The organism is Exiguobacterium sp. SL-10, assembly GCF_004337025.1.
Taxonomy (GTDB): Bacteria; Bacillota; Bacilli; order Exiguobacteriales; family Exiguobacteriaceae; genus Exiguobacterium.
The window spans coordinates 410,898-424,858 of record NZ_SJUP01000001.1 but is presented as its reverse complement, the minus strand read 5'-3'; the positions used below and the strand labels follow the sequence as shown (position 1 = coordinate 424,858).

Sequence of the window (13,961 nt, the reverse complement as noted above, 5' to 3'; positions counted from 1 at the left end):
CTGTTCTGACCTGCTTTGAAAAGAAATCGTAAAATGAAAACGGTATTAAAAAATGAAAGCGGTTCAACAGTTTTAGTAGTATGTCTTAATGCCTCGAATAGGTCAGATGTGCTATATTAGTTCAACTTAACATGACTTTCCCTCGGCATCCCCCATTCACATCAGATTCGTTAAAATAAAACAAAAAACGAACGATAATGACATGCGGTCAATTATCATTCGTTTTTTGTTTTATGCTTCCGGTTGGTTAATGAGTACTTTCCGCGGTTTGGAGCCCTCTGAAGGTCCGACATAGCCGGCCTGTTCAAGCGAATCGATCAAACGGGCGGCCCGGTTATAACCGATTCGGAATCTTCGTTGAATCATCGAAGTGGACGCCGTCTCTTGCGTCAAGATAAACTGTACGACTTCATCGAACAATGTATCGTCCGAGTCGATTGTCGTGACCTCTTCTTCTTTCGGCATCATCGCCTCGACGTACTGGGCCCGTTGCTGGGCGATGACATGATTGACGACCGTTTCGACTTCTTGGTCCGATACGAACGCACCTTGCACACGAATCGGTTTGTTCATTCCGTTGGCGAGCATGAGCATGTCACCTCGTCCGAGTAGCTTCTCGGCCCCTCCTCCGTCGAGGATGGTCCGTGAATCTGTCTGTGACGAGACAGCGAACGCGATACGTGACGGGATATTCGCTTTGATGACGCCCGTGATGACATCGACCGATGGACGTTGCGTGGCGAGCACCATATGGATCCCCGCCGCCCGAGCCATCTGGGCAAGACGCATGATGGCGTCCTCGACATCGTTCGAGGCGACCATCATCAAGTCCGCGAGTTCATCGACGATGACGACGATGAACGGCAGACGTTTCGCATCCTCATCGTCCGACTTGTCGACGAGTTCGTTGTATCCTTCGATATTTCGAACGCCGTAACGGCTGAACAACTCATAGCGCCGTTCCATCTCGGCAACGACTTGCTTGAGCGCTTGGGCCGCTTTCTTCGGATCCGTCACGACCGGTGTCAACAAATGCGGAACGCCGTTATAAACATTCAACTCGACCATTTTCGGGTCAATCATCATGAGCCGGACCTCATCGGGTCGTGTGCGCATCAAGAGCGACACAATCATGCCGTTAATGCAGACCGATTTCCCGGACCCGGTCGACCCTGCGACGAGCAAGTGCGGCATTTTATTCAAAGCGATTGTCACCGTTTCCCCACTGATGCTACGCCCGAGAGCGACAAGGAGTGGCGACTGCTCCCGCTTGACCGGATCAGCTTCGAGCACTTCTCGGAGACAGACCGGTGCCACTTCTTGGTTCGGGACTTCAATCCCGATGGCGGCCTTTCCGGGGATTGGCGCCTCGATGCGGATATCTTTCGCGGCGAGCGCGAGGGCAAGGTCATCACTGAGCGAGGTGATGCGGCTCACTTTGACACCGATGTCTGGTTGCAGTTCATACTTTGTCACGGTCGGACCGAGGTGGATTTTCAATACTTTCACCCCGACGCCGAACGATTTCAGCGTTTGGACAAGTTTCGTCGCGTTCGCTTTCAGGCGGGCGTTTTCCCCGGACAGATCGGTCACGACCGGCTCACTGAGAATCGTGAACGTCGGCAACTCATACGTGTCCGATACGTCTTGTGACGCCGTCATCATCATGTCCTCGGTCGGTAGGTCGACCACTTCTTCCGACGGCGCCGCCTCCTCTGTTTTCGGACGTTTCTCGGCGACGACTTTCTCACTGAACCCGACGATTGGAATATCGTGCATCGTCACCGCATCCGCTTCAGGCTCGGCTTCAACCGCGGACGATGTCGGGTCGACTTTCGCTGGTCCCGGAACCGTTTTCTTCCGATTTGACACTTGGGCCGGTTTGACCCGTTCCCGGTCGTTCCACTCTTGTTTGATGGCCGTACCCGTCTCAAGCAATCTAGCCCCGAGCGTTCGCCAAATCGTCGGGGATAACAGCGAGATACCGACAATCATACTGAGGGCACCTAAAAAAATAATGCCGAAATCGGAGAGTAAATATTGATTGAGTCGATAGAGCGCCCCGTTGACCGCGCCCCGTTCGGCCCCCCATACGAGATCACCGAACATGAGAAACGAGACGAACAATAACAACATGCCAGTCCGTTGCATCGGCCGAAACTTGTTTAAAAAGACTAGCAACGTGAATGCAATTGCCAAATACGTAACAGCCCCCCAGCCCCCGAACAACTTCGTCGCAAGGAGCGACGTCTGATTGCCGACCCATCCGAAATCGAACAGGGAGAAGATGAACGCCGTGATTGATAAGACGAATGCGATCCAGCCATATGTATGTAGTGGGATGGGCTGTTTTTTCGTACGTCTCGTCGTCGGTCGCTTCCGCTTCACCGGAGTTTTTCTCGTTTTTTGTGCCACCTTAGATTCCTCCTAAAAAAACAAGGCAAAAGTCTGATGACTTTTGCCTCAATCTCAATTCCTTAAATCTCCATGATGATCGGCAAGATCATCGGACGACGTTTCGTCTGCTCGAACAAGTAGACGCTGAGCCGCTCGCGGATATTTGATTTCAATTCGGTCCAATCACTTCCAGCTTGGAGACTCTTCTCGATCTGTTTCGTGACGATGCGGTTCGCTTCTGAGATCATCTCTTCTGATTCACGCATATAGACGAATCCGCGCGAGATGAGTTCAGGTCCTGAAATCAATTTCTTCTGTTTCCGGTTCAACGTGACGACGCAGAGGACGACACCATCTTGTGACAAAAGACGACGGTCACGGAGAACGATATTGCCGACGTCCCCGACACCAATTCCGTCAATCAAAACATTGCCGGCTGGTACTTTTCGAGTCATCCGGGCTTTACGTCCCGTGAACTCCACGACATCCCCTTTTTCGACGATAAAGATGTTGTTCGATTTCACACCGACTTGTTCGGCGAGCTTCGAGTGGGCCATCTGCATCCGATACTCTCCGTGAATCGGGAGGAAGTATTTCGGTTTGACGAGGTTCAACATGAGCTTGAGCTCTTCGGCCGAACCGTGTCCCGAAACGTGTACTTTCCGTTGGTTATAGATGACGTTCGCACCTGAACGGAAGAGCAGGTCAATCGTCTTCGAGACCGACTTCTCGTTCCCTGGAATCGGTGTCGCCGCGATGACGACCGTATCGTTCAAGCGGATGTTCACTTGTTTATGGGCGTTGCGCGCCATGCGCGTCAAGGCCGCCATCGGCTCACCTTGTGAACCGGTCGTCAAGATGACGACTTTGTTGTCCGGCAAACGATTCACTTGCGAGAGCTCGACGAGTGTCTTCGGCTTAAAGCGTAAGTAGTTCAGCTTTTGGGCCACTTCGACGATGTTGACCATGCTGCGTCCGACGACGGCGACTTTGCGGTCGTTAGCTTCGGCTGCCGCGAACACTTGTTGCAGACGATGCACGTTCGAAGCGAATGACGCGACGATGACGCGACCTTCGGCTTGATAGATGACATCATTCAACTCGGCACCGACGAGCGACTCCGAACCAGTTTGACCTGGACGTTCCGCGTTCGTCGAATCCGACAAGAGGCATAGAACGCCGCGTTGACCGATGGCTGCCAACTTGTTAAAGTCTGACTGTTTCCCATCGACCGGTGTGTAGTCAAACTTAAAGTCGCCCGTATGTACGATGGCGCCTTGTGACGTTTGGATACAGACCCCGACACAGTCCGGAATCGAGTGGTTGACGCGGAAGAAAGTGATGAAATGATCAGCGATAGTCAATTTCGTTTTGGCGTCAATCAAACGGAGGTCGACTTCTTTCAATAAGCCAGCCTCTTTCAATTTGAGCTCGATCAAACCGAGCGTCAATTTCGTCCCATATACGGGAACGTGTTTCAAATCACGGAGTACATAGCTGAGTCCACCGATATGGTCTTCGTGACCATGGGTGATGAAAATCGCGCGTACCCGATCTTTATTTTCTTTCAAATACGTAATGTCCGGGATGACGATATCAATCCCGAGCATCTCATCGCCTGGAAACATAAGGCCGGCATCGATGACGAAGATGTCGTCGTCTAGTTCCACGACGTACATGTTCTTCCCGATTTCGCCTACGCCTCCAAGCGCAAAGACGCTAACGTTCTCTGTCTTCTTCTTTGACACTAACAAAAACCTCCTAGATGTTGCATATTCTGTTTCGTCCACTTATCGCTACTGAATATTGTATCGGAAAACTGGTGATATGCCAACATTTCCGTTCAATCGACGAGAGGCTTCATCACATCGGCAAGCGGCATCGTCGCTTTCTCATCCGGACGTTTCCCGGAAGCGAGCTGACGAATCGACAAACCGAAGTCCATTTGTAAGTGTGGGTAATCCGGAAAACTTCTCCAATCCCCGCCCCATTCGAAGCCGAGCGCCTTGCCAAGCTCCCCTAGTTCTTGCCAATCCGGTTCATCCGACCGGTTATGGTCTGACTCCAAATCATAGTCGGCGCGGTTGTTGTGAATGATGACGAAATCGACGGCAAGTCCATAGTTATGATAGCTCTCTCCTGCTTTGGCGTTTGTCACGACTTGACCTGGTTTCGAGCGGCCTTGGGCGTAGAGGGCGTTCTGCTCATCAGCTGAACGATATCCGGACGTCAGGCGAACCTCGAGACCGAGGCACGAATAGGCCAAACGCACGAATGATTCGCTTCGCTCCCGCACATGCGGATGCAGTTTGGCGAACGCCTTCTCGCTCCGCTCGACGATGACATCTTCCGAGCGGGTGTTGCGCTCACACATTCCCGCCTCAAACGTCGGTTCATCGACCCACGGCATCGGCCCCGGACGTGACAACGTGTACGCTAAAAAGATTCCGACTAAAAATGCCGTCATCGCGAACGTCAAAACGCCGGTCCATTTCATCGGCGCAACCGTTTACGGAGTCCTTTGACGAGCGGTAATCCTGTTTCAAGGGCGAAATAGAGCGGACGATTCAAGACGAGATCGAACTCGCCGACCTTCTCGATCATATCGCTGCCCCAACCTGATTTGAACGCATAGAGTCCGGCGTATTCGTCATCAGGCTCTGTGCTGCCCGATACGCCACCAAAATCATAGCGTTCGGCACCGCTCGCCTTGGCCGCTTGCATCATCGTCCATTGCATAAGGTGGTTCGGCATGAATTCACGAAACTCATTCGAGGACGCTCCGTACAAATAATAGGAGCGTCGTCCGGCGAGCGTCAACAGACCACCCGACAAGACGAGTCCGTTCGGGTATTTCTCGTGTAACTCCGTTAGTTCAGGCAATGCGGCTTGAATCTTCTCGATTTGTTCACGCGTCTGTTTTTGGCGGTTCAACAAGCTCGTCCGTTTCTTCTCGATTGTTTCCGTCTCGAGTGATCGTTCGATTTTTCCGAGGTCACGCTCCGCTTTTTCAAGCGTAGCCATCTGTTGGTCGAGCGCGAGCTTCGGTTCAAGTTTCGTCAAGAACAAGCGTGCGTCATCGGGTTGTAGGCAATCGTACAAGTTCTCGAAGTAATCGAGGCCACGGATGGCAAAGCCGTCACGTTCGCCCGTTACTTTCATCAAGTCGGCGAACGTCTTGAGGCCGTCACGTCCGACTTCGGTGCAGACGATTCCTTTTCGTTCTGCCAAACGCACGTTATAGCGGAACTTGTGATGGAACTTGCCAAAAATCTCTTTCTCGCTCGGACGTAAGTCCGTCTCCATTGTGAACCGAGGCTGGGCGTAATCGAACCCCCCACCATATCCTTTATGGGTAAAGCCGAGGCTCGCCATTTCGGTCAAGAGGCCGGGCACTTCGTCTCGGTCGATATTCGGATCAATTTTTACAGTGATCGCTTTATTCGCTTTGGCGACCCGTTTCGCCTCTTCGGTCAACGCGGTCAACGACGCCACATCGTCATAGTCGACGACGAAACCGCGAGGCGCGTAGCAAAGCGTGAACGGGAGCTTCGGTACCCGTTTAAACAACAGTAATGCGACTCCGCTCGTCACACCGGCTGTGGCGACGGCGATTCGCTCGGCGAACCAACCGTTTTGTCGTTTCACATTGGCCCAACTCGAAAGTTGGAGCAAATCCCCACGGTCATGTGCTTTGACGAATTCGTCATGCTCTTTCTCTGTCAAGGTGATCGGTTGTACTGCCATAAATCAAGATTCCTCCGTCTTCAAAATTGTCGCTCGGACGATCGCTTCTTCATCTAGCGGAATTTTCTCATTGCCAATGATTTGATATTTTTCATGTCCTTTGCCAGCCAAGACGACGATATTATCGGACTCGGCCAATTTGGCTGCATAGCGGACTGCTTCTTCCCGGTCCCCAATTTCAACAAAATTGTCGTGGGTCATCCCGGCAGCGATGCCGCTCGTGATGGAGTCGTATGCTTCGAATCGCGGGTCATCCGTCGTGATGACGACCGTTCCCGCATATTTCGAGGCCATCGCCCCCATCGTCGGTCGCTTCGTGATGTCACGATTTCCGCCTGTCCCGATCAAGAACACAATCTTCTCTTTCGGCACGCCGACGAGCGACTTCAAGCATTGCTCGATGCCGTCGGGCGTGTGGGCATAATCCGCATAGACGTTATAGCCCGGTACATCGAGGCGTTGCATCCGCCCTTTGGCCGGATGGATCGCTTCGAGTGCCTGGACGATTTCGGGCAAGCGATAGCCTGCCGCGAGCAGGCAACCGGTCGCGAGCAAGATGTTATATACGTTGAAGCGGCCGATGAATTGGACCGTCAACGGATGGCGCTCACCTTGATAGTTGAGGCAAAAGCTCGTCTCTGACAGCGTCTGAACGATATCTGATGCCGTCACGTCTGCCATCGCGTCAATCGCATATGTGATCACTCGCGCCCCCGTCATCGTCTCATACAGCTTGCTGTATGGGTCGTCCGCGTTCAACACGGCGACTTTATGACGTGACGCCATCTGTCCGAGCTGTGCGAACAACAAGCCTTTCGCACGTGCATAGTTCTCGAACGTACCGTGAAAATCAAGGTGATCGTGCGTCAAGTTCGTGAATCCGACGATATCAAAGTCCGTTCCGATGACGCGGCCGAGTTCGAGTCCGTGCGATGAGACTTCCATCATCACATCGGTCACCCCTTCTGCGTGCATCCGGGCGAGCAACTGTTGGAGCTCTGAACTTTGCGGCGTCGTGTTTTTACTTGGGACGACCGTATCGTTAATGCGAACCTCGACCGTGCCAATCAAGCCGGTACTATGTCCGAGTTCTGTAAGTACGTCACGTAAAATGGTTGTCGTCGTCGTCTTGCCGTTCGTTCCCGTGATCCCGAACAGACGCATCTGCTCAGACGGATATTGATAGAACGCAGACGCCAATAAACCGACCGTACGCGTGCTGTCGCGCACGATCAAGTTCGGCACACTCAAAGAGAGCGGCCGTTCACTGACGACGGCGACAGCGCCTTTGCTGACCGCTAGATCGGCGTAGTCATGACCGTCGACCGTATAGCCCTTGATGGCGACGAAGAGCGTCCCAGGGACGACTTCACGCGAGTCGGTCGTCACATGGGTCACTGTGATGCCTTGTAAGTTTGGTTGATTAATCAATTGTATGTGGTTAGCTAAATCCGTTAAGTTCAAGTCTTTCCCTTCTTTCACCTGTTCCTGTCCAAAGTAAAGAATACCTCTTAATCAGTGTAGAGAACTTACAATTCGGTTTCAAGTCAGTCTTCGGACGGAAGGACATATGATTTGGCAGGGACGTGGCCGAGTACCTCATTGATGAGGGCGTTGACGTCACGCGTTTCAATGCGATCGACTTTGTCGAGCACTTCGTTCAAGTCCTCGACTTCATCGAGCAGAACGAGATTTCGTCCGTTACGGTTCATCCGTGCACTCGTGCTCTCGTTTCCGAGGACGATCGACCCTTTCAATTGCCGTTTACCTTTCTCGACCTCTTCGTCAGACAATCCGTCCGCCATCAACGTCTCGAGCTCACGCGTCATGATTGTCTCTACTTGAGCGAGTGTTTCAGGCGATGTCCCGATATAGATCGTGAACGTCCCGTGGTCGTCGAACGTCGTATAGTACGAGTAAATCGAGTAGGCGAGGCCTTCCTCTTCTCGAATCGACTGGAACAGTCGTGACGACATCGTCGCCCCGATGGCATTGTTCAACAAAGCTAAATGCGGCAGTCGGTCGTCTTTGGCGGCAATCGCCTCGAAGTTCCAGCACAGATGTGCTTGCTCCGTCTCTTTCTGTTTTTTCACCACGTCGCTATACAAGATCGGCGTCGTCGATTCTTTCGGTGATTCCCCTGATGGGAGGTCGGCAAACCTTCTCGTGACCACCTCAATCAATTCATCGGTCACGTGACCGGCAATCGAAACGACGACGCGGTTGCCCGTATACGTCGAGGCGACGTACCGGAGCAATTGGTCCCGGGATAACCCGAGGACGCTCGCTTCCGTCCCGAGAATCGGTTCGGCGAGGATATCGTCTTTATAGACGGCTTTCGCGAGCAGTTCGTGGACGAGGTCTTCCGGCGTGTCCTCATACATTTTAATCTCTTCTAAGACGACCCGTTTCTCTTTCTCGAGTTCCGCCTCGTCAAATAACGAATCGAATAGCATGTCGGCGAGCGCATCGAATGCGATGACCGCATGCTCGTCAAGCGTCTTCACGTAATAGCACGTGTGGTCTTTCGACGTGAACGCGTTGACGCTACCGCCAAGTTCATCGAAGAACGAAGCGATTTCTTTTGCCGTTCTCGTTTTCGTTCCTTTGAACAACATATGTTCAATCAAGTGACTGATCCCAATCTCGGTCACGTCTTCCGTTCGCGTCCCAGCTTTGATGAAGACACCGGTCGATGTGCTACGTACATCCGCCATCGGTTCGATCACGATGCGGACGCCGTTATCTAATGTGATCCATTCCATGTTATCACTCCTATGAAAAAGGCCATCGCACCAGACGATGGCCATCATGATTAGTTTGTCGAGCGTGGCGGACGGCGATCTCCGTCACGACGCGGCGGACGGCTGTCACGTGGTGGACGGCTTTCGCGCTGCGCTTTACGTTTCGCTTCGTATGCTTCGCGTTCTTCCGGTGACAATCCTTCAAGGATGAGCACTTTGTGCGAGGCATTGACTCGGCCTTTGTCGTCAATCTCCGTCACACGGACTTTGATTGTATCGCCGAGTTTGACGACGTCTTCCACGTTCGCGACACGCTCTAAGCTGAACTCAGAGACGTGGACGAGCGCGTCTTTCCCTTTGAACAATTCGACGAACGCGCCGAACTTCTCGATGCGGCGGACCGTTGCATCGAACTCTTCGCCGACGACGACTTCACGAACGATGTCGCCGATGAGGGCCATCGCCATGTCGATACCGTCTTGATCGGTCGACGCGATGAAGACCGTCCCGTCTTGCTCGATATCGATTTTGACGCCCGTTTGGTCGATGATGCTGTTGATCATCTTCCCGCCCGGTCCGATCACATCGCGGATCTTATCCGGATTGATCGTCATCGTCACGATTTTCGGTGCATACTGCGACAACTGTGGACGTGGTGCGTCGAGCGTCTCAAGCATATGGTTCAAGATGTGGAGACGGCCTGAACGAGCTTGTTCGAGTGCCTCTTCCAAAATCTCACGCGTGATTCCGGCGATTTTGATATCCATTTGGAGCGCCGTGATCCCGTCTTTCGTTCCTGCTACTTTGAAGTCCATGTCGCCGAGATGATCTTCGAGACCTTGGATGTCCGTGAGGACCGTGTAATGTTCGCCTTCCATGATGAGACCCATCGCAATCCCGGCAACCGGTGCCTTGATCGGCACACCTGCGTCCATGAGAGCGAGTGTCGATCCACAGATTGACGCCTGCGAACTTGAACCGTTCGACTCGAGTACTTCCGAGACGAGACGGATCGTGTACGGGAAGTCCGCTTCTTTCGGGATGATTGGCAAAAGTGCACGTTCTCCTAGGGCACCATGACCGATTTCACGACGTCCTGGCGCACGCACCGGACGAGCTTCCCCGACCGAGAACGGCGGGAAGTTGTAATGGTGCATGAAGCGCTTGTTCTCTTCGAGACCGATGCCGTCGATGATTTGCGCATCGCCGATGACGCCGAGTGTCGCGACCGACATGACTTGTGTTTGTCCACGTGTGAACAAGCCAACGCCGTGGGCGCGTGGCAATAAGCCCGTTTCCGACGCGAGTGGACGGATGACTTCCGGACGACGACCGTCAGGACGAACTTTGTCGACCGTGATCAAGCGGCGGACTTCGTCTTTGACGAACTTGTTCAAGATGCCAGACACTTCTTTCAACTTGGCTGGTTCGTCAGCGAGTGTTTCTTCATATGCAGCTACGTATTTCGCAATCACTTCGTTGATGGCTTCGTCGCGTGCATGCTTCTCTTCGACTTGAACTGCGGCGTTGATTTCTGGACGAGCTGCTTCGAGCTCAGCCGTCAAAGCGTCATCAAACTTCGATACCGTGTATTCGAACTTCGGTTTCCCGACAGCTTCCACGATCTCCGTTTGGAAAGCGACCAATTTCTTGATCTCTTCATGACCGAACAAGATCGACTCGAGCATGACGTCTTCCGGTACTTCATTTGCACCTGCTTCAACCATGTTGATTGCAGTTGCCGTTCCGGCGACTTGGAGTTCGAGGTCTGTCTGTTCGAGCTGAGCCGTCGTCGGGTTGACGACGAACTCACCGTTGACGCGTCCGACTGTCGCTCCGGCGATCGGGCCATCAAACGGGATGTCCGAAATCGAAAGTGCAATCGACGTTCCGAGCATACCGGCCATCTCAGCCGAGCAGTCCGGGTCGTTCGACATGACGTAAATCATGACTTGAATATCGTGACGGAATCCGTCTGGGAAGAGCGGACGAATCGGACGGTCGATGAGACGTGATGTCAAAATCGCGTTCTCCCCAGGACGTCCTTCTCGACGGAGGAAACCTCCTGGGATTTTACCGACCGAGTATAATTTTTCTTCATAGTTGACCGTGAGCGGGAAGAAATCTAAATCCTTCGGCGCTTTCGATGCTGTGACCGTGGCGAGCACGACCGTGTCCCCATAACGGACGAGTGCCGAACCATTTGCTTGCTTCGCAAGTTGGCCGACTTCTACAGAGAGCGGACGCCCGCCCCATTCCGTAGAAAATACTTGTTTCGTACCTAACATGAACATTCTCCTCTCAAACCTTATCTAGTTTATTATGTAACTCATTCATATGAATGTCTAATGATTTTCCTCCCAAAAAAGAAGAAACGGACTAGGAACAAGTGTCCCAGCCCGTCACATGGTCCGTTCGGATTAACGACGGAGACCAAGGCGTTGAATCAATTCACGGTAACGTGTAACGTCCTTGTTACGAAGGTACGTAAGCAAGTTACGGCGACGTCCAACCATTTTCAAAAGACCGCGACGTGAGTGGTGGTCTTTCTTGTGTGTACGAAGATGATCGTTTAAAGTGTTGATTTGTTCAGTCAATACTGCAACTTGAACTTCCGGTGAACCAGTGTCACCTTGTTTTGTCGCGTATTCCGCGATGATTTCGTTCTTACGTTCTTTTGAGAGTGCCATTGCCTCTCCACCTCCATTTAATAGAAAATTGCCGCGTTGCCGAGCCGACGTTGGTGAATCGATCAGCCAAGCGAAACGGTGTACTTTGCGTACCAAAATAGGATACCGTACCACCCATCCAAAGTCAAGACAGGATTGCCCGAGCGGCCGTCTCATCTTGTTTGAGTTGGGCGATGAGCGCGTCGAGTCCGTCGAACGCTCGCTCGTCACGCAAATAATTCATCCATTCAATCTCAATCAGTTGCCCGTACAAGTCTTCTGAGAAATCGAACAAATGGCTCTCGATCGAGACGTCACCAGTCGCATAAAACGTCGGGCGTCGTCCGACGTTCGTCATCGCGTCGAACGTCCGGCCATCTTGAAGCCGTACACGCGTCGCGTAGACGCCTAGACGCGGCATGACGTAAGACGCGTCCATGACAACGTTCGCCGTCGGGTAACCAATTGTTCGACCACGGGCGTCACCGTGGATGACTTCCCCACAGATGACGTACGGCGTACCGAGCAGTTCGCTCGCCACATTGACGTCTCCGGCACCGAGCAATTGACGAATCCGCGTCGACGATACTTTTTCGCCGCCGCTCGTCTGTTCGGCGACGACCGAGGTCGTGAAGCGACCGCGCGCATGATACGGTAGCGTCTCCATCGTCCCTTCGCCGAACTTGCCGTACGAATAGTCGAATCCTGCCGTCACGTGGACCGCGCCCGCGCCGATTAAATAGTCATCCACGAACTGTTGCGGTGAGAGGCTCGCCAACTCTTTTGTGAACGTGATGACGATGCAGCGTTCGACACCGAGCGCCGCAATCCGGTTCAATTTCCGCTGGAGCGGTGTGATATAGCGGACCGCATCAGGTTTGTTCGACAACACTTGTTTCGGGTGCGGGTCGAACGTGATGACGGTCACGGGGACGTCTAGCTGTTTCGCTTGCGCCTGCGCATGCCGAATGACCGCTTGATGGCCGGAGTGGACGCCGTCGAAAAATCCGAGGACCATGACCGAAGGGACGAGGTCCGGTGTCTCAGGATAAGTCAGATGTATCGTTTCCATACTTCATTTCCCCCTTAGTCGATGGTCAACATGACCTCGACAGTTGCATCAGTTGTTCCGTCAAGCCGTCGATAGAGGGCAAGTGGAATTCCTTCTTCATTATAGACAGTAAACAGTTCAAATTCGAGCGAGACGTCGTTCAAACGACCTCCGTTTCGAATATACCGTTCCCGATTGGCTGGAATCGTCATCGCTGGCCAGCGTTTGATCACGTCTTCGAGCGGGATGAGATGGCTCATGCGCTCCTCGACCGTCTCCATCTCGCCAAGTTGGCGCAACGTGACAGCATCCGTCTCCTCGAACGAACCGGAACGGGTCCGACGAAGGTCGCTCATGTGGGCCGGGTAACCCAGTCGCTCCCCGATTTGAACGGCGAGCGTGCGGATAAATGTCCCTTTCCCGCATTCGACATCGATTCGGAAGCGGCAGACCCCGTCTTCGATGATGGGTTCGGTCGTGCGGACGAGGCGATGAATCTCGACGATGCGGCGCGGCCGCTCGACTGTTTGACCTTTGCGGGCATACTCATACAATTTTTTCCCTTTCACTTTGACAGCAGAGAAGTAAGGCGGGATTTGCTCGATTTTTCCCGTCAACGTCTCGAGGACACGATCGATGTCCGCAGCAGTGAACGCTTCCGGACCGACTTCGCGCGTCTCAACGACCTCGCCATAGGCGTCCTCGGTCATCGTCGCCGTCCCGATTGTAATCTCGGCAGCGTAACGTTTGCCTTCATCGGTCAGAAAACGTGACAGCTTCGTCGCCCGTCCGAGGCAGATTGGCAACACACCGGTCACTTCCGGGTCGAGCGTGCCGGTATGTCCGACTTTTTTCGTTTGGAACAGTTTGCGGAGCTTGAACACACAGTCGTGGCTCGTCATGCCGCTGTCTTTATCTAGAATCAATACACCTGTTGGTTCCATCTGAATTCCTCCCATCAAAAAAGGGGAGACGCGAGTCCCCCCTTCAATTTATTGGTCGTTCCGATTTAAGTCACGAATCAATGAATCGATATGGCTACCATATGCGACCGATGAATCGTATTCGAACGACAATTCTGGCGTTTTCCGAAGACGGATGCGGCTCCCGATCTCACGGCGAATAAATGCGCTCGCCTTATCAAGACCAGCTTGCGTTTCAGCCTTCACCGTGGCGTCGTCTCCGAGCACCGTGTAGTAGGCCGTCGCTTGCTGCAAGTCTCCCGTCACATCAACGCTCGTGATTGTAGCGTTCTTCGTACGTGGGTCGTTGACTTCACGGAGCAAGATATCTGTGATCTCTTTACGCATCTGCTCTGCGACGCGTTGGGCACGAATGTTCATACGTGTTCCC

Annotated in this window: 11 protein-coding genes; all 11 read right to left on the bottom strand. The window is 53.0% G+C overall.

Features of this window, described 5'->3' with window-relative positions; translation table 11 throughout:
- Positions 1-231: 231 nt before the first annotated feature.
- Positions 232-2,415 carry a DNA translocase FtsK gene (locus EVJ33_RS02125; protein ID WP_131434002.1) on the bottom strand — a complete coding sequence of 728 codons (2,184 nt, stop codon included), beginning with the start codon at positions 2,413-2,415 and terminating at the stop codon, positions 232-234.
- Between the two features lie 62 nt (positions 2,416-2,477).
- Entirely contained in the window at positions 2,478-4,145 is a 1,668-nt protein-coding gene (locus tag EVJ33_RS02120; RefSeq protein ID WP_131434000.1) for a ribonuclease J, read from the bottom strand.
- 95 nt (positions 4,146-4,240) lie between these two features.
- Complete coding sequence (locus EVJ33_RS02115) at positions 4,241-4,894, bottom strand: M15 family metallopeptidase (protein WP_131433998.1); 654 nt, start codon at positions 4,892-4,894, stop codon at positions 4,241-4,243.
- A complete protein-coding gene (locus tag EVJ33_RS02110) occupies positions 4,891-6,144 on the bottom strand; it encodes a lipid II:glycine glycyltransferase FemX (RefSeq protein ID WP_131433996.1) in 1,254 nt (417 codons plus the stop codon). The genes EVJ33_RS02115 and EVJ33_RS02110 overlap by 4 nt, the downstream gene beginning before the upstream one ends.
- A gap of 3 nt (positions 6,145-6,147) precedes the next feature.
- Positions 6,148-7,608 (bottom strand): UDP-N-acetylmuramoyl-L-alanyl-D-glutamate--2,6-diaminopimelate ligase, encoded by a 1,461-nt coding sequence (locus tag EVJ33_RS02105; RefSeq protein WP_236634504.1) that lies wholly within the window; start codon positions 7,606-7,608, stop codon positions 6,148-6,150.
- 83 nt (positions 7,609-7,691) lie between these two features.
- A complete protein-coding gene (locus EVJ33_RS02100) occupies positions 7,692-8,909 on the bottom strand; it encodes a M16 family metallopeptidase (RefSeq protein ID WP_131433992.1) in 1,218 nt (405 codons plus the stop codon).
- Positions 8,910-8,959: 50 nt separating this feature from the next.
- Positions 8,960-11,176, bottom strand: a complete 2,217-nt coding sequence (gene pnp, locus EVJ33_RS02095; RefSeq protein WP_131433990.1) for a polyribonucleotide nucleotidyltransferase — start codon at positions 11,174-11,176, stop codon at positions 8,960-8,962.
- Between the two features lie 132 nt (positions 11,177-11,308).
- Complete coding sequence (gene rpsO, locus EVJ33_RS02090; protein ID WP_015881433.1) at positions 11,309-11,578, bottom strand: 30S ribosomal protein S15; 270 nt, start codon at positions 11,576-11,578, stop codon at positions 11,309-11,311.
- 124 nt (positions 11,579-11,702) lie between these two features.
- Complete coding sequence (locus tag EVJ33_RS02085; protein WP_131433988.1) at positions 11,703-12,629, bottom strand: bifunctional riboflavin kinase/FAD synthetase; 927 nt, start codon at positions 12,627-12,629, stop codon at positions 11,703-11,705.
- Positions 12,630-12,643: 14 nt separating this feature from the next.
- Positions 12,644-13,552 carry a tRNA pseudouridine(55) synthase TruB gene (gene truB, locus EVJ33_RS02080; protein WP_131433986.1) on the bottom strand — a complete coding sequence of 303 codons (909 nt, stop codon included), beginning with the start codon at positions 13,550-13,552 and terminating at the stop codon, positions 12,644-12,646.
- A 48-nt stretch (positions 13,553-13,600) separates the two neighbouring features.
- Positions 13,601-13,951 (bottom strand): 30S ribosome-binding factor RbfA, encoded by a 351-nt coding sequence (gene rbfA, locus EVJ33_RS02075; protein WP_021067161.1) that lies wholly within the window; start codon positions 13,949-13,951, stop codon positions 13,601-13,603.
- Positions 13,952-13,961 lie beyond the last annotated feature (10 nt).